The sequence below is a fragment of the Shewanella sp. DW31 genome (genome assembly GCF_015767295.1).
GTDB lineage: Bacteria > Pseudomonadota > Gammaproteobacteria > Enterobacterales > Shewanellaceae > Shewanella > Shewanella oncorhynchi.
Genome location: NZ_JADWMP020000024.1, coordinates 60,474 through 77,417, shown reverse-complemented (window position 1 = coordinate 77,417; position 16,944 = coordinate 60,474). Strand labels below are relative to the sequence as shown.

Sequence of the window (16,944 nt, the reverse complement as noted above, 5' to 3'; positions counted from 1 at the left end):
GGACGCGGGATGGAGCAGCATGGTAGCTCGTCGGGCTCATAACCCGAAGGTCGTCGGTTCAAATCCGGCTCCCGCAACCACTTCTCTTTATTAAAGAGAAAAATAACCAGCACAAGCTGGTTTTTTGTATCTAAAATTCGTAATAACCCTCTGTAAAATCCTAACCAGATCAACATGGTAGCGCTCATCGGATTCAACGACCTATAAACAACCGATGAAAGCCATCAGTTCAAATCATCTTCAACAACAGCGTCCAAAATAAGATTTAAACTGTTCAGCTGACATCAATGCATTTTTTGGATGTCAAATTTCGCCATAAAAGTGTCGGACAATATGACGCCTGCCATAGCACCAAAGGAAACGGTGAAAATCATGATGAAAGGTAGAGGTTTCAAATAAGCGGAAGTGAGAACACCTTGACCGAACCAGTGCAGTAAAAGACCAAGGATCATGACGTCAAAAGCGAGCTTATTCGCGGCAAAAAACATCGGAATTTCGAACGCCCACAACGCTTTATTTTCCTTAAATTGAGCGAAACCGAAATAGAGATAAAGCAGTAATACCACGATAGCGATAGAACAAACACTGAGTGTATAGCTTAATTGAGATGTCCCAGCCAAGACTTGATAGCCGATACGAATGGCATAAATACCGACACCCAACCAAAGTATCAGCAGCGGCAATAAAATGAGTCCCATTTTTATCCTTAAAAGTTGAGACAGACATACACTTAGCACCTAAAGCGGACTTTGAAAATGAGCGCTTAATGCTATTCACTGACCACAGTTTGTGAAGTGAGCACTTGAAATACGTTCTTAGATTGAGCGCTTAGAGTCAGATCCTATAGAAAGTTAGGACTTGGAATGAGCGCTTAGAGTCCATTCTTAAAGTAAATGCCTTAAGCAACAGCTAAAATAGCGCCAAGACCAGCATGCTACTTTATCCGCGCCATATGATACACACTGACAAACTCACCATTTCTAAAAGCAAAATCCTTCGACTCACCTTCAATCACAAAGCCAAATTTTTTATACAGACCAATGGCGGCATGATTATCGGTATAAACCGTTAATTCAATTCGTTTTATATTCATCCATTTATCGGTAAGCTCAAGCATCGCGTTAATCAAAGCGCTACCAACACCGCGGCCTTGGTAGCTGTCTTTTACCCCCATTCCAAAGGAGGCAACATGCCTACGACGGGGTTGCTCATACACCTCAAAACCCAACTCGCCGACAATTTCACCTTCAATCTCTGCGACATAGCGACTAATATGATTCGATGTTGCCGCAAGGCGTGACTCCCATTTATCGGTCGATGGCCAAGGGAGTTGTAAGGTACCAGTATAGGCATTTGGGCAGGCATATACGGCTTGAATGGCTGCGGCGTCACGCTTCTCTGCATGCCTAATCGTAATCTTTTCCAATGAGTCCCCTCCATGGTTTTCTAATAAAAAATACCTGTCCGGTTCAACGTACATAGAGCTAAGCACACAGATCTAAATCCACAAATTAGCTTAGGCACAAAGGCGCGAACACTGTGGTAAATCGCAACTTAGCCCGCTTCTTATCAAACCGACTTTACGGATGAAGCTCGCATAAGACAAGTATGAAATTTAAAAAACTATTGATAAACCTAGTTTTTATATGGGTAGATATCAATTGAAATGAGGATTGAAGCACAGCACTATCTCCACGGCCCTATCACCACAACCCAGCCTCGACATCTAGGTTGAAACACTGGGCAAATAAAAACCCGCTCAAGATAGGTTCTTGGCGGGTTTAAGGGATATCGCGACAATTGAGTCGAGCCGAACAGTTCAGCATTTAAATTAAGCTAATATAATCAATAACATTACACTAACTAAACTGAGTCACTGTGTTCTGTCAAAGTGGTAAACGACCATTAAAGGACAGCGCCAACGTAGTACTATCCACGTATTCCAACTCGCCACCTACGGGTACGCCATGGGCAATGCGGCTTATCATCACTTTGTGACGTCTGGCCATATCGGCAATAAAATGCGCTGTAGCCTCACCTTCTACTGTTGGATTTGTCGCTAATATCAGTTCGGTGACATCACCCGATGCCAAATGGCGCTCGAGTAACGCTAAGCCTAACTCTTCTGGCCCCACACCATCGAGGGGCGATAAATGGCCTAAAAGCACAAAGTAACGGCCAGTGAAATGTCCACCCGCTTCAATGGCTAACACATCAGCCGGCGTTTCCACCACACAAATGGTGGAGGAGGTTCCGCGTTTATGGCTAGCACAGATCGGACAGAGGGTTTCTTCAGTGTAGGTTCGGCAAGACTGACAATGACCGACGTCACTCATCGCACTGGACAGCGCACTGGCTAACTTAAGCCCTGCTTTTCGGTCGCGTTCAAGTAACTGAAACGCCATACGTTGCGCCGATTTAGGCCCAACCCCAGGTAAACAACGCAGGGACTGAATTAACTCATCTAACAATGGACTAAATTTCATCGGCTATCTCAATTAAAATGGCATTTTCATGCCTGGTGGTAATTGCATGCCACCAGTAACTTCAGCCATTTTAGTTTTTTGGTTTTCTTCGATTCGACGAGCAGCGTCATTACAGGCCGCAGCAATCAAATCTTCCAGCATTTCTTTGTCGTCTTCCATCAGGCTTGGGTCGATTTCGACTTTACGCACTGTGTGCGCGCCTGTCATAGTCACTTTCACCAAACCAGCACCAGATTCACCCACCATTTCCATACGGGCGATTTCTTCCTGCATTTTGGCCATTTTTTCTTGCATCATCTGGGCCTGTTTCATCAAATTGCCCATACCGCCTTTTCCAAACATAGTCATTTCTCTTCTATTAGGGTTAGTCGCAAGCATTAACGCGGCTAATCTTACTTAAATAAATGGGATTGGCAATCAATGCCGTTATCTTGTTAATAAACTTATGATCTCGATGCAGAGTTTCTCAGCAGCATCACTATAAATATGCACTCGAAGCCTAAATTTAAACCACAACGCTACAAATTAACGATGAAAATTTTACCCAAAGACTCGCCAATAATGGCTAACTCGCGGCCTCAGTTAACTCTGGTAACGCTTGTATTTGCTGACTGCGTAAATTCAACAACTCTGGCGGATACACTAGACTATCGGCATCGAGTTCGGCGCCCATACGTTGGATCAACCATTGCACATTGTCATCATGGATCAATGATTGATGCGCTTGTTGTAGCAACTCTTGGTGGAAACGCTTACGTAACTCTAAGGGCGTTTCCCGCTGTTCATCGATTCCTATGACCACTTGTACCCGTCTTGGGTTCCCGAGCGCGGTAGTTAAGGCTTGCTCAAGCTGCACTATGGCAACATCGGCCGCTAGATGCTTCTGGTTTGGTTTAAGCAGCAACGGCAAAGGATCGCTCAAGGTTTGGCAGACAGAATTAACCGCCAGTTGCCGCACTCGCCCGCCGATCTCTAAGCTCGCCATCAACTTGTACCAATGTAAATCTAATGGATGACCGCTAATAGGTTGAGTCGAACTGAGCGCGATTTGTGTCTCATGCGTATGTTCCACTGCATTCGACGCATTTGTCAGTGCTGTTGTGCTAACCGAAGCAAACTCTGAGCCGGATATTTCTTCTTGACGTACAGCCTGATTTTGAAGTATCTCCGACTTCAAACTTGATGCTGCGAGCTGCCCGTCACTCAGGGATAGAGTGTCATATTGTGCATGATTAGGTGCGTAACTCGCGCCTAAAAGCTCTTGAGCATGACTGGCTTGAACATTATTTATATCAGTAGCTTGCGCGCTCACAGGCTGAACACTGTCAGTCTTATTGCTATCGACTTGCGTCACTTCGATAGATTCAGCTTCAGGCGCTGCCTCCCAAGGCGGACGATCATCTGCAGCGGACGGTTTGACAGGCTTCTCAGAGATAATTCCAGTTGAAATGACGACTGAAGATACAGCTTGGTGCAGATCGATAGGCTCAAGATCTAAGTCGAAGTCATCATCAAAATCTATCGCTAAATCAGGGTCTAAATTAGATGCTGGATCAACAGAAAATGCCACACTTGGCTGACTCGCTTCAACTTTAGTAACCGATTTAGGTAAGGTTACACCATGTGATTTAGTGTTTGGCGTCTTAAGTTTTGAGTCCAATGACGACTTTTTTTCATCACCGTCCTTAGCACTTAAGGCGTCAAGATCCGATAACAGCGAATCCCGCGCTGCCAACACAGCTGAGAGAATATCATCATCGGCTAAGGATACAGAAGCGGCTTGTTGTAGCGCTTGGTCTTGTATTGAATCTGATACTGAGGTCTGTGATTGAGTGAAGACTTGAGCCACAGGTGCTGACTGACGATCAGCAGAAGCTTGCATCCCTGCAGCATTTGAAACACCTACAGAACTTTGCACACCAACAGAATTTATTGCCTCTTGCGAATCAAAGCCATGGTTAAAGTTATCATCATTATAAGCGCCAGAGGAGACATCAGCATATCCGTCTTGATAGGAATCTAGCGGAGCTGACTCTAGGGCATAATCCCCTATCACTGGATATGAATGCACAGCTTCATTTCCATCAAGACTATTGGCATCATGCCCTAGCTCAAACGCGTTGTTATCGATGTTGTTATCGAAGATGTTCTCTGCAGCAAGGTCTTTGTCAAAAAGAGCTTTATCTACACTGTCATCACACTCAACCGCTGTTGAATTGACAGCAGTTTCAGGCTCTGCCGTATTCACTAGACTCGGTTCGGAAGCTGTTGTGACTAATTCAATTCCTTGAATATTCTGAGTATCAATACTAGCGACCGATACCTCCATACCAGCAACAGATTCTGAAGTGTGTATAAGAGACGCTTGAGCGGTTGATACTGTTTGAGTTTGTGGCTCGACCTCAGCATTCACTATCTCAACGTTTAAGCTGCCAGCGTTAAATCCCTGACTCTGCGCCTGACTTAGAATCACCGCCTGTTCGACAATTAATGCCGCATCCGCTTCGAGCTCAGCATCAAGTGCCTGCTCTGCGGTATCGGCAGGCTCAATTAATGCTGTTTTTTTTTCAGCTGTATGTGATTCAGCTGTATGTGATTCAGCAGTATGTGTTTCAGCAAACTGTTGTTCATTTACATCAAGAGCTTGCGCTGCAGCAGTTGCCGCAACTGGCATTTGCCCTGCGGGTAAACTGATCTCAGCGACAGCATCAGGCTGCCAGCGCTTTACTGGCTTTTCCGGCACAAACGCCACAGCGCGTAATAGCGCCATCTCAAGACCCGATTTAGGATCCGGTGCATGGGGTAAGTCTTTGCGGCCTGTTAATAAAATCTGATAATAAAGCTGCACTTGTTCCGGCTTAAGCTGTTCGGCAAACGCGCGAATCTGTGCGCTATACAAGGATTGCTGCGCGCAAGCGGGGGCAAATTGGGTCAAGGTAATTTGATGTAACAACTCAAGTAAACTGCGTAGCACTTCTTGGGCATCTGCGCCGTACGCGAGCACTTGGGCACATGTATGCATTAACACACCAATATCGGCATCGGTTAAGGCGTTAAGCAAGGCAACTACATGCTGTTCATCAATACTGCCAAGCATAGTTTGCACTTGGCTAAGCATCACATTACCGCCACCAAAGGCGATGGCTTGATCGGTCAAACTCAAGGCATCACGCATACTGCCATTGGCAGCTTTAGCCAGCAATTTTAGGGCTTCTGCATCAAAGGGAAACTGCTCTTGGGTCAAAATATGATTGAGCTGAGTGCCAATTTCAGCTTGGGTCAGGCTTTTTAAATTGAACTGCAAACAACGAGATAACACAGTCACTGGCAGTTTCTGCGGATCGGTGGTCGCCAGAAGAAATTTAACGTGCTCGGGGGGTTCTTCTAAGGTTTTTAGCAGTGCGTTAAAACTGCTGCGCGACAGCATATGCACTTCGTCGATGAGATAAACCTTAAAGCGACCACGGGTTGGACGATACTGCACATTGTCTAACAGCTCACGGGTATCATCGACCTTAGTGCGAGATGCGGCATCGACTTCAATCAAATCGACAAAACGACCTTGGGCGATTTCCACACAACTGCCGCAAACACCGCAGGGAGTCGCTGTCACACCTTGTTCACAGTTTAAGCCTTTGGCAAAGAGTCGCGCTAAACTGGTTTTACCAACACCGCGCGTTCCCGTAAACAGGTAAGCATGGTGTAAGCGCTGCTGGCTTAACGCATTGGTCAAGGCATGCAAAACATGGCTTTGGCCAACCATTTGATCAAATGTGGCAGGGCGCCATTTTCTGGCTAACACCTGATATGACATGGAACTCCCCAGAGTATGTGATACAAAAGCGGGAGCATGCGCCCCGAGAACTTTGAAAGATAACATGCCATGATTTGACATGCCATCAAACTATCCCAAGGCGCCTTTAGCTGCAGATTTATTCGCCTTCAAACTCACAAAGTTTAACCAACTCAAGCCCTAATGCGGTTAAACGTGCTTCACCGCCTAAATCAGGTAATGAGATCACAAAGGCCGCATGTTTAACTTCACCGCCGAGTTGGCGGATCAGTTTAACGGTCGCTTCGATAGTACCGCCAGTGGCGAGTAAATCGTCAACAACGAGCACTTTGTCATTTGCGCTAATCGCATCAGTATGAATTTCTAGGCTATCGTGACCGTATTCCAGTTCATAGCTTTGGCTGATGGTTGCACGCGGCAATTTGCCGGGTTTACGCACAGGTACAAAACCGATACCCAATTCTAAAGCCAACGGTGCACCAAATAAGAAACCACGGGCTTCAGTACCCACAATTTTGGTAAAGCCTTGACCACGATAATGTTCAACTAACAAGTCGATAGTCGCTTTATAGGCTGCTGCATTCTCAAGCAAACTGGTGACATCTCGAAATAAAATCCCTTCCTTAGGATAATTAGGAATCGTTTTAATGCTTTGCTTTATCAAGGATAAGGTTTCTGTATTCATAGCCATCATATTTGCTTAATAAGTTACTTAATCAATTCACCAACCTAGCGGTGGCGGTATAAAACAAAACGTCCACACTGGGTGGACGCATTGTCGAAAGTCGGACAAAGCTTATGCCGCTTTAGTTTTAGTTGCAACAATCACAATGCACAAGTGATGGAAAGGTTATCAATTTGTGCCTTAGATCAAACCCTGTTGGCACTCAGTTAAATCGCCTCAACAAGAACACGACTAAACTTTCAGTCACAGCACTTGAGCCCATCTAATAACTCAATCATCCCTCTATTTCAGGTATACCTTTAAGATACCAAAGTAGGACCAATGCCATGAGAAACAGCAGACCTTTTACCCAAAGGATTGGGACCACAATAATACTGAGACTAAAACTGAGTGCGCTAACTATCATGGCTTTGCGTTTCAATCCCTTACGCATTGCTCGCTGCTCTTGCCACTGGGTTAAGGCGTCGGCAAACCAGGGATGTGTCATCAACCAATGGTGTAAACGTTCACTCGAGCGGGCAAAGCAGAAGGCAGCAAGCAAGATAAAAGGCACGGTCGGCAATATCGGTAGCACGATACCGACTAAACCTAAGACTAAAGCGGTTAAGCCTAACAGTAAAAATAATCCGCGCTTTAATACCATAGGTTTAAATGCCCTTTATCGGAAAAACAAAAGCCACTCGAAGAGTGGCCAATAGGCTACGCGCTAGAGATTAACGCTCGCTTAAATTAAACCTAAATGCTTTAACCAAGACAGACTTGCTGGCAGAGTCGGCAACAGTAAAACTAAAATAAAACCAATAAAATACAAAAAATTAAATGGGTCTTTGAACGGCTGACTACTCATTACAGCTCCTCTAGTATGTGCAAGTATAAGTGCGCAGGAATCGTACAGTGATTGAGATCACAAAACGGCCGACATTGTAGCGGTTTGTCAAATTAATAAAAACCCTCTAAATGTAGGGTTATTGCATTTATTTCGGCAATAAACCCAACCTTAAGACTGACGTCCGCGCACTATCCCTTTCGCCGCTAATTGCTCGAGTAACTGCATACAACCTTGTTCAATAATCTCTGGCACCATTTGAGGATAAGTGGTTGTTAACCAATCAACTATCTCTTTAAAACCCGCTTGGCCTTGAGCTTGAAGAAATGCTAGCACCTGTGCGCTTAAGGGATTTAACTGTAGGAAACACACTTCGCAATCGGCATCTTGATAGAGACAAAAAAACACTGGCGTATCGAGTTGTTGCTGCGGCCGATAATCCTGACGAATGTGCTGCACCTCAAAATGATACTGCGCCACCCTCGCCGTCTGCGACAAACATAAAGCCTGCGTCGACATTTGCGCTAGGCTAAGTTGAGATTCATCCCCACTCGCCTGTGCAACCGCAACGGCCAACTCCAGCCATTCATAGTGCGCTAATTCGAGCATAAAAACAGGATCATTTGCCGTGGGCTGATATTCCTGCTGTAAAAAATCTAAAAACTCACCCGCGATATCGATAAAAATGGGCGATTGGCAATCATGTTGACTGAAAAAACGTTGCACCAAAGTCAGCCATTCCTCCTCAGAATACAAACTTTTAAGCACGGGAAAGCCGTTCGACACAAATCCCAGCACATTATTAAAAAATAACTCGCGGTAAACCTGCATACGCCGGACATCAGTATCCGCGGGCAATGGCGAAGAGGGATCGCGGATATAATCGATAAAGGATTGCTGCACTTGCTTAAAATCCATTAGGTGCTCCTCTTTACGGCATGAGCGCTATTTTGGGCATGGGAGCTGGACGCAGCCATTTGATAACCGTGAATTTGATTTATCTCGAGCAACAATTCAGCGGTTGTCGGCAAATTAAAGTCACGCTCAAGCAAAGTCGGTTTTACCCCATGCAAAGCATAACAGCGCTGTAATAATGTCCAGACGGGATCGTTAATGGCTGCGCCATGGGTATCAATGAGCAGATCTTCAGCTTGTTTGTAGTGCCCAGCAATATGCAGATAAGCGATGCGCTCCGTCGGCATGGCCTGTAAAAAGGCATCGGCATCGTATTGATGGTTTATCGAGTTCACATAGATGTTGTTCACATCCAGTAGCAGTTTACAATCGGCTTCTTGCAGCACGGCATTAACGAATTCAAGTTCTGTCATTTGCGCACCTGGAGCGGCATAAAAAGACACATTTTCTAAAATAAGCGGCCGCTCTAGAATATCTTCTACTTGCTTGACCCGCGCCGCCACATGCTTCACTGCAGCGTCGGTAAAAGGGATAGGCATTAAATCATATAAGTGACCTTGCCCTGAGCAATAACTTAAATGTTCGGAATAGACTTGGATTTGATGTAAATCCATAAAGGTTTTGATATTTTTTACAAACGCGAGATCTAAAGGTTCAGGGCTACCAATGGATAAACTCAAACCGTGGCAGTAGAAAGTATGTTGCTCAGTCAACTCACGAAATTGGCGGCCAAATTTACCACCTAAGGTCATCCAATTCTCAGGCGCCACTTCAAAAAAATTAATAGCATCAGGCACCTGTAAACAAAATTCACTGAGCATTTCTCGTCTTAATCCCAGCCCTACCTGTGCCGTATTTTTTTGATCATTCATAGAACCTCACGAACGCTAACCTGTAATCGCTTAAGAATAAAACACAAGAGACCAGCGCTGGCTGGCCTCTTTAGGCTCAATTATCCCAATAACTGCAGGGATAAAACAAACCCGCTTTACTTCACTTCTTTTTTAACGGCTTCGACTTTAGCATCCACTTTTTCGGCGGTTTTCTTCATATCAGCGCCACATTTTGCTTCACCACACTTACCTTCATGGGCCTTATCAGCGGCTTTCTTCATGTCAGCACCGCATTTCGCTTCGCCACATTTCCCCTCATGAGCTTTATCTGCAGCCGCTTTTTTCATCTCAGCACCGCATTTAGCCTCACCACACTTACCTTCTTTGGCTTTTTCAGCGGCGGCTTTCTTCATGTCTGCGCCGCATTTGGCTTCACCACATTTGCCTTCTGAACCGACAATTTGATACCCCGCATCCATAGCTTCAAAACCAAATGGGTTAGTTTGTGCATTGACAGCAAAAGCTGAACTCATCACAACTGAACCTAACGCAACTGCAACTGCTGTTTTTTTAACTGAATTCATAAATAATCCCTTCTTGTTTATTGAGTAATAATGACCAACAACAGTTTAAGTAGCTGGCTTACAGCAAAAGACCTGCCTTATTTCGATTCTATTGCAAAAAAATATCACTAAGTCACAGAAATGGTCAAAATATCCTGCTAGGACAATCAGTTTAGCTTGGATTTTATTTATTGGCGCACCTATTCATCCTCCTTCACTAGGCCACTTTGTAACTTAGGGCTGATAAGGTAGAATGCTCGCCCTTTGCAACAGATATGGGTTTACTGCAGTGCGTGTGATTTTGGCTCCAATGGAAGGCGTAGTAGACGCTTTGATGCGTGACATCCTATCGACCATCAATCCCTACGATTTGCTCGTCACCGAATTTGTGCGAGTGGTAGACCAACTGCTGCCTGAAAAGGTCTTTCTCAAACTGTGTCCTGAACTGCTCAACAACGGCAACACCCCTTCAGGTACGCCAGTACGAGTACAATTGCTTGGTCAAGAACCCCAATGTATGGGCGAAAATGCCCTACGTGCCATTGAGTTAGGCTCACACGGTGTTGATGCAAACTTTGGCTGTCCAGCAAAAATTGTTAACCGCAGTAAAGGTGGCGCCGTATTATTGCAATATCCTGAGAGTGTGCACGATATTGTCAAAGCCATGCGTCAAGCAGTACCAAAAGAGCATGCCGTAACGGCCAAAATACGTTTGGGCTACGAAGATAAGTCACTGTTTATGGAAAACGCCATTGCTGTGTATGAAGCCGGTGCAACTGAACTTGCCATCCATGCGCGCAGTAAAGTCGACGGTTACAGACCGCCAGCCTACTGGGAATACATCACCGAAGTGCGCAAACGTTTGCCGATCCCAGTGATCGCCAACGGTGAAATTTGGAACAGTGACGATGCTAAGCGTTGTATCGAGGTCACGGGCTGCGACAGTATCATGATCGGCCGCGGGGCAATTTCATTGCCGAACTTGGCTGATACTATCAAGACAGGAGCCACTCCTTATACTTGGGCGCAAACCTTAGGGCTCATGCTCAGTTATACCCAAAGGGAACTCAATGGCCGTAAAAGTGACTATTATCCAGCCCGGATCAAACAGTGGTTTACCTATCTCAACCGTCAATATCCCGAAGCCGATACCTTGTTTAGGGAACTGCGAGTCTTTAAAACAACGGAAGAAATTGTCCGCGTATTAGAAACAGCGCAACGGAACTTATGCGACGAATAATCGCAACGATATATGTGATAAAAGGGCTTTTGCCGTAGCACATATAATGCGATAAGAATGAAGTACTTTTTCGATTTTTAACGGCTAAAAAACCGAAAATGTGGCAGATACTTGATCTTTATCATAGTCGTTGATAGTGGAACTATTAGACTGGACGCCTAGAGTCAAATGAAATAGGCGATTTTACGTGAGCACCACCCATATCAGACATGAATTGTCAGAGCTTGAAGCTAATCTAAGGAAAGAAATAGGCGCGCTCCCTCTGTTCCTCGAAGCCATAGGGGAGCATTACGCTAGCCTGAGTCTGGCAGAATTAATTGATAAATTGGCTCAGACACCACTGGCTGAACACCCACTATTTTGCCGATTAAATAAACTTGATGCCGCCTTTTGCCAGCTCGACTTAGGTCTCTACGGTCTTTGCTCGGATTGTGAGGCAGAAATTGAAACCGAACGCTTAAGCCAAGATCCCACCGAACAACGCTGCACCTCCTGCGCCGAGCATTATCAGCATGAACACCGCCACGAACTGCGCCTCACGCATTGATAGCGCTCATTCGACATCCAGTAAACTGCCTTATAAGCAAAAAAACCTCCGCAAGCGGAGGTTTGAGTTATCCAGGGAGGGCGGACAACCTAAAACTTCTGGTTTATTCTCAGGTAATACGTTCTACCTAACACATCATATAAACCCACATTCACATCGCGATAATCGGCATAGGTGTAATAGTTTGGTGTTTCAGCATCAAACACATTATTCACCCCTACTGTGATAGAGCCGTTATAAGCATGGGTATAACCAAACTGAATGTTATGTTTAAAGTAATTATCATAATCAACATAACGGTCAGTTTCTTCTAACTCATTGAAATAACTTGCTGATTGACTACCAATATAAACAACTGTCCATGCGGCAGAGAAATCATCGTATTTCCAACTGGTCGCAAAGTTACCGCGCCAATCGGGCGAGTCAGTCGACCCTGCGTAATCGATCATGTCTGCTTCAGCGTTATCCTGCTTTTTAAAATCAAGCACATGAGTTAAATCCAATTTGAAATTGAAATCCCCAAAGCCTGTTTCTAAGTTATAAGCCGTAACAAAATCGATACCTGAGGTCTCAACTGTAGCTAAGTTACGAACTCCGGCTTCAATATATTCAATCTTGCCATCAGGACCGCGCGTCACATAGGGAGAAGAACCATTCTTGATTTCATCACGCAGGATATCATCCACATCAATTGACTCAATTTTGTTGTCATAGGTGATTGAGTAATAAGATAACTCCAAGTTCCATGCGTCAGTGACATTCCAAACGCCGCCAAAGGTTAACGAGTTGCCCTCTTCTGCCTCTAGATCAGGATTTCCTCCATACCAGGTTTTATGTTGATTATTAGTCGCGCAATATATGGCATCCACGTTACCAGGTTCATTACACCATAAAGAATCAACACCCTTCTCAAAACTCAAGGATTGAGACGAGAACATTTCGCTCATATTCGGCGCGCGGAATGAGTCACCATAGCTAGCACGCAGTAATAATGTGTCTATAGGACGCCAGCTTAAACCAAACTTAGGCACCACGGCATCGAAGGTCGATGAATTAACAACTTCCCCCTGAGGCCCTGTGAGAGTTCCTTCCTGCTCATAGCGCTCATAACGTACTGCGGCAGAAAACTCAACATTGGCAGGTAAGCCTACTTGGAGTTCCAAATAAGCGGCGCTACGGTCACGTGTGGCATCCACATCATCCCCCCCCGAACCGCCGGAGATAATACCCGCGGCCGATTCTGGATCACTGGTTTGCTTAAACTTGATCATTTCATATTCAAGACCACCGACCATAGCGACCGAAAGATCACCGTCATCGAGCAGTAAGGTCGAAGCAAGACCATCCAATTGAGTACTTTCAAATTTGCCCTGATAAACCCCAGTATGCGCAGCTTTACGATACAGATCTGTCATCTGTTGATCCCACTGCTCATAACTCATTCCAGAGGTATTGAAAATATCATATTGCTCTGAATCAATTTCTTGCTGAATAATATCGTCGTTCAGTAAATTATAATTAAAACTGTTTGTTGTTGATGTTGCGTGCTGGGCATTTAATTCCCAGTCGATACCATTCCCTGAATCTATTGTACCAACAAAGCCACCTAGAATATCAAAGTTGTTGGTTTCAGTTAATGTATCTCGCTCGCCAAGTTGCGCGCCTCGCATAGAAATAACTAATTCTTCGCCAATTGGATTAAACTTATTATCGGCACTCATCACAGGGGTATTCGTTGATACTGGCGTACCCGCATAACGGGTTTCAGTTTCTGCTAATGAAGCAGAAGCACGACCTCGGAATTTTATATTCTCTGAAATTTCATAGGAGAAATTAGATAACAGCGAATTACGAGTTTGATCGCCAAATAACTTAGTGACATTACCATGATTATATAAACAACGACCATCACCTGAGTCTATGGTATTTTCCGTTTTTTCACATATATCTGAATTACTATACCAGCTACCATTGCCTGGTCCATATTTACCGTTTGGTACTGAGCTATATCCACTATATGCGTTATAACTTGAATCGTCCATTCGCCAAATATCACGATCCATTACAGCTTTAGTATCATAATATTCATAGGTTAGCGTGATATTGCCTTTATCAGTATTAAAGCCCGTTGCAAGTGATAAACGGTTGGCATCGCCTCCTTCAACACTTGGCTGCTCAGTGCTGTAATCAAACTGAAACCCTTCAAACTCCTTCTTAGTGATAATGTTTATCACGCCCGCAACCGCATCGGAACCATATACTGCCGAGGCGCCATCGCGCAGGATTTCAATACGCTCCACGATAGCCATAGGGATAGAAGATGTATCGGCCACAGAGCCAGAGCTCGAACTAGTGCCCGGCATACGGCGTCCATCTAATAACACTAATGTCGCAGACGATCCTAAACCACGTAAATTGACATCACTGGTTGAGCTTGCTCCTGATCCATAGCCAGAAATACCACGCCAAGAACCAAAGCTGTTTATCGCAGAGTTATTCAATACGTCAGCAACGGTTTTTTCACCCGTCATGGCAATATCCGCAGCATTAATGACAGTCACGGGTGAAACAGTTTCCATATCAACTTGTTTAATACGAGAACCCGTCACTTCAATGCGTTCAACTTTCGCATTTTCTTCTGCCGCATTTACCGCTGCAGAAAAGCCTATTCCAGAAAAAACCACACTGCTTGTCGCCACTGTAATTAAACTAGTACGAACAGCTTTGGCCGTTAAACTTAAATAGCGCATTAATCTCTCCTTGAGGTAAATAAAACCCTATGTTTGTTATTTTTATATTTGGCAAGCGAACTCTATTTCGCTGTAGGGATAATGTTAATGCGCAACATCTAAGTCAACCATTAAAAACAATTAATCTCAAATTAAAACAAATTGACACAAAATAAATCAACTTGAATATAAAATATCCGGATATACATCATGGGGTTAAGCAATACAGACCTGTTGAATATATTAAATATTTAATTTGATACAATAAATCTCAATTGTTAATCAAAAGAGCACCGAGAAACTCACACCACAAATGAATCAAACTGTATCGAAAATAAAACGCTGAATATTAATTTACACTTAGTTCAATATTAATTAACCATAAAAAATGCCACTCATTTGAGTGGCATTAATATTGAAACACTGAGTAATGATTGATTACTTAAAGTTGGCAACCTTCAACACTTTTTGAGTTCTCATAAACAATATCGCCAACAGGATTGTAGTCAGCAGCTTTAATCACTTGTTTCTCTTTCAAGAAAGAATAGAGTAAATCAGCATCAACAAAACCCGTTTGAATTGGGCTGGTTAGTTTAGGATAACCGTCACCACCCGCAGCATTAAAGCTAGGTACAGTGAACTTATAAGTGGCTGTTGGGCTAAAATCCTTGCCGCCAATGTCGCTGATGTTGGCTGTTTTAGCCACACAGTCAATGGTCATTTTCACACCAGTGATTTGTGCATAACCACCAGAACCAACTTGAAGACTGCCGACTGCGCCTAAATAAGCCGCAACTTCAGTACCCGTCATTTCGTTAAGGGTAACCATATTACCAAATGGCTGAACAGTCAGCACGTCACGGTAACTAATGTTGCCTGGTTGGATAGATGCACGTACACCGCCTGAGTTCATTACACCAAAATCAGCAGTCACTTTAGCACTTTGTGCCATCGCTAACATACGGCCTAAGTTAGTTTGCTTATTACGCACGTTTGCACGCTCACCATCTAACAGGGCATCCGTTGTCGCAATGACTTCGTCTAACTTAGCTTGACCTTTCTCTTGATAGTAAGAAAGCAGCTCTTTTAACTCTGAATCCGGTTCAATTTTAGTGCCAGCTAAGTCAGCAGTTTTCTTACCAGCATCATCCAGTTTGCGCATATTCACAGGCACAAGCTTGTAGCTCGCTAGATGGAGTTCACCGTTAAAGTATTCAAAATCTGCACGGCCAACATATTTACCCCATTCATGGGCTTGCATGATCCAAGTGCCATTTTGTTTATCAGGTGCACATGCATCACCAGGCTTAAAGGCTGCATAGGCTTTGTTGTCAGTTCCCGGTTCCATACACACTGGATTCTGTGAATGACCACCGATAACAACTTGTAAATCACCTTCTTTCAATGCGCGAGCCATAGCCACATCGCCAGGGGCATTACTACCATTTTTACCATCTGCGTAATGACCCATGTGCGTGGTAGCGAAAATGATATCTGCTGCTTTGGCATCTTTAATTTCTTTAATCACTTTAGCAACTTCCACCTTGGGATCGGTGAATGTTAGATCGCTAATGTATTCTGGATTACCAATCTTAGCAGTGTCTTCTGTCGTTAAACCAATAACAGCAACTTTAAGACCATTAACGTCAAATACTTTATAGGCATCAAAGTAACGCTCACCAAGAGTACCATCGGCATTTTTACGGTAAATGTTCGCCGCTAACATAGGGAATTCAGCAAGGCGACGCTGCATATCAAGTACTGATAACGGATTGTCAAACTCATGGTTACCAACAGCCATGGCGTCATAACCGATTTTATTCATGCCCGTAAAGTCTGGTATGGCATCTTGAAGATCAGATTCTGGTACACCCGTATTAATATCACCACCAGATAATAATAAGGTTTGACTGCCATTCTTACTCACTTCTGCACGAATTTGATCAACCAGAGTTTTCTGAGCGGCTAAACCGTATTCACCATCACTGTTTTCCCAGAAACGGCCATGGTTGTCATTGGTATGTAAAACGGTAAACGTTTTACAAGCACTTCCCGCTTCAGCACACGTTGTTGGAACTTTATCGTCATCACTATTATTACAACCCGCAAGTGCAGCGAGAACAGCAGTTGCAACTAATCCTTTAATAAGCATATGTCTCATTACATCAACCCCTTGATTTTAATTATTTTATCATAGAAAGATTGTCGTGAACTCCATCAAGTTCAGCGTCACGGATAATAGCAAATAATAAAGATAAATTGTGTCATTTTTATTAAAAACTTGACATTTATATGAAATTTGGCGGGCATTTTAAGAAGGATTTGTT

General features: G+C 44.1%; 15 protein-coding genes and 1 tRNA gene. 3 read left to right on the top strand and 13 right to left on the bottom strand.

The features are described 5' to 3' along the window. Positions 1 to 3: 3 nt before the first annotated feature. Positions 4 to 80, top strand: a tRNA-Met gene (locus GWI56_RS18025). A 204-nt stretch (positions 81 to 284) separates the two neighbouring features. On the opposite strand, the gene GWI56_RS18020 is transcribed toward GWI56_RS18025, so the two are convergent. The 11 genes from GWI56_RS18020 to GWI56_RS17975 all read right to left on the bottom strand — a co-directional run bounded on the left by GWI56_RS18020 (position 285) and on the right by GWI56_RS17975 (position 10,122). Then, positions 285 to 698 (bottom strand): hypothetical protein, encoded by a 414-nt coding sequence (locus tag GWI56_RS18020; RefSeq protein WP_198573699.1) that lies wholly within the window; start codon positions 696 to 698, stop codon positions 285 to 287. Positions 699 to 934: 236 nt separating this feature from the next. Continuing rightward, positions 935 to 1,426 (bottom strand): GNAT family N-acetyltransferase, encoded by a 492-nt coding sequence (locus tag GWI56_RS18015; protein WP_006082080.1) that lies wholly within the window; start codon positions 1,424 to 1,426, stop codon positions 935 to 937. A 460-nt stretch (positions 1,427 to 1,886) separates the two neighbouring features. Further along, positions 1,887 to 2,486 (bottom strand): recombination mediator RecR, encoded by a 600-nt coding sequence (recR, locus tag GWI56_RS18010; RefSeq protein WP_028759631.1) that lies wholly within the window; start codon positions 2,484 to 2,486, stop codon positions 1,887 to 1,889. A gap of 12 nt (positions 2,487 to 2,498) precedes the next feature. After that, the gene (locus GWI56_RS18005) at positions 2,499 to 2,828 is read right to left on the bottom strand and encodes a YbaB/EbfC family nucleoid-associated protein (RefSeq protein ID WP_028759630.1); all 330 of its coding nucleotides are present in this window, start codon (positions 2,826 to 2,828) and stop codon (positions 2,499 to 2,501) included. 223 nt (positions 2,829 to 3,051) lie between these two features. Next, positions 3,052 to 6,300: a DNA polymerase III subunit gamma/tau gene (gene dnaX, locus GWI56_RS18000; protein ID WP_242068441.1), complete on the bottom strand. Its 3,249-nt coding sequence runs from the start codon at positions 6,298 to 6,300 to the stop codon at positions 3,052 to 3,054. A gap of 118 nt (positions 6,301 to 6,418) precedes the next feature. Further along, entirely contained in the window at positions 6,419 to 6,970 is a 552-nt protein-coding gene (gene apt / locus GWI56_RS17995; protein WP_105252212.1) for an adenine phosphoribosyltransferase, read from the bottom strand. 268 nt (positions 6,971 to 7,238) lie between these two features. Further along, positions 7,239 to 7,607, bottom strand: a complete 369-nt coding sequence (locus tag GWI56_RS17990; RefSeq protein ID WP_198573697.1) for a YbaN family protein — start codon at positions 7,605 to 7,607, stop codon at positions 7,239 to 7,241. Between the two features lie 81 nt (positions 7,608 to 7,688). Beyond that, positions 7,689 to 7,811, bottom strand: coding sequence for a hypothetical protein (locus GWI56_RS21845; RefSeq protein WP_006082086.1), 123 nt, complete (start codon positions 7,809 to 7,811; stop codon positions 7,689 to 7,691). Positions 7,812 to 7,961: 150 nt separating this feature from the next. Further along, positions 7,962 to 8,708, bottom strand: coding sequence for a putative DNA-binding domain-containing protein (locus GWI56_RS17985; RefSeq protein WP_198573696.1), 747 nt, complete (start codon positions 8,706 to 8,708; stop codon positions 7,962 to 7,964). Then, the gene (locus tag GWI56_RS17980; protein ID WP_198573695.1) at positions 8,708 to 9,577 is read right to left on the bottom strand and encodes a DUF692 domain-containing protein; all 870 of its coding nucleotides are present in this window, start codon (positions 9,575 to 9,577) and stop codon (positions 8,708 to 8,710) included. Before GWI56_RS17980 ends, GWI56_RS17985 begins: the two co-directional genes overlap by 1 nt. A gap of 116 nt (positions 9,578 to 9,693) precedes the next feature. Next, positions 9,694 to 10,122 (bottom strand): hypothetical protein, encoded by a 429-nt coding sequence (locus GWI56_RS17975; protein WP_028759624.1) that lies wholly within the window; start codon positions 10,120 to 10,122, stop codon positions 9,694 to 9,696. A 268-nt stretch (positions 10,123 to 10,390) separates the two neighbouring features. On the opposite strand from GWI56_RS17975, the gene GWI56_RS17970 reads away from it, so the two are divergent. Further along, a complete protein-coding gene (locus GWI56_RS17970) occupies positions 10,391 to 11,341 on the top strand; it encodes a tRNA-dihydrouridine synthase (RefSeq protein ID WP_105253104.1) in 951 nt (316 codons plus the stop codon). A 187-nt stretch (positions 11,342 to 11,528) separates the two neighbouring features. Further along, on the top strand, positions 11,529 to 11,888 hold the full coding sequence (locus GWI56_RS17965; protein WP_105252207.1) for a TraR/DksA C4-type zinc finger protein: 360 nt from the start codon (positions 11,529 to 11,531) through the stop codon (positions 11,886 to 11,888). 89 nt (positions 11,889 to 11,977) lie between these two features. On the opposite strand, the gene GWI56_RS17960 is transcribed toward GWI56_RS17965, so the two are convergent. Both GWI56_RS17960 and ushA read right to left on the bottom strand, forming a co-directional pair. Continuing rightward, positions 11,978 to 14,638, bottom strand: coding sequence for a TonB-dependent receptor (locus tag GWI56_RS17960; RefSeq protein ID WP_198573694.1), 2,661 nt, complete (start codon positions 14,636 to 14,638; stop codon positions 11,978 to 11,980). Between the two features lie 421 nt (positions 14,639 to 15,059). Further along, entirely contained in the window at positions 15,060 to 16,778 is a 1,719-nt protein-coding gene (ushA, locus tag GWI56_RS17955; protein ID WP_105252205.1) for a bifunctional UDP-sugar hydrolase/5'-nucleotidase UshA, read from the bottom strand. Positions 16,779 to 16,944 lie beyond the last annotated feature (166 nt).

Bases quoted from the DNA above. Each gene is read 5' to 3' on its own strand.
- GWI56_RS18020 (WP_198573699.1), bottom strand. From the start codon at position 698: ATGGGACTCATTTTATTGCCGCTGCTGATACTTTGGTTGGGTGTCGGT.
- recR (WP_028759631.1), bottom strand. From the start codon at position 2,486: ATGAAATTTAGTCCATTGTTAGATGAGTTAATTCAGTCCCTGCGTTGT.
- GWI56_RS18005 (WP_028759630.1), bottom strand. From the start codon at position 2,828: ATGTTTGGAAAAGGCGGTATGGGCAATTTGATGAAACAGGCCCAGATG.
- dnaX (WP_242068441.1), bottom strand. From the start codon at position 6,300: ATGTCATATCAGGTGTTAGCCAGAAAATGGCGCCCTGCCACATTTGAT.
- apt (WP_105252212.1), bottom strand. From the start codon at position 6,970: ATGGCTATGAATACAGAAACCTTATCCTTGATAAAGCAAAGCATTAAA.
- GWI56_RS17990 (WP_198573697.1), bottom strand. From the start codon at position 7,607: ATGGTATTAAAGCGCGGATTATTTTTACTGTTAGGCTTAACCGCTTTA.
- GWI56_RS21845 (WP_006082086.1), bottom strand. From the start codon at position 7,811: ATGAGTAGTCAGCCGTTCAAAGACCCATTTAATTTTTTGTATTTTATT.
- GWI56_RS17985 (WP_198573696.1), bottom strand. From the start codon at position 8,708: ATGGATTTTAAGCAAGTGCAGCAATCCTTTATCGATTATATCCGCGAT.
- GWI56_RS17980 (WP_198573695.1), bottom strand. From the start codon at position 9,577: ATGAATGATCAAAAAAATACGGCACAGGTAGGGCTGGGATTAAGACGA.
- GWI56_RS17975 (WP_028759624.1), bottom strand. From the start codon at position 10,122: ATGAATTCAGTTAAAAAAACAGCAGTTGCAGTTGCGTTAGGTTCAGTT.
- GWI56_RS17960 (WP_198573694.1), bottom strand. From the start codon at position 14,638: ATGCGCTATTTAAGTTTAACGGCCAAAGCTGTTCGTACTAGTTTAATT.
- ushA (WP_105252205.1), bottom strand. From the start codon at position 16,778: ATGAGACATATGCTTATTAAAGGATTAGTTGCAACTGCTGTTCTCGCT.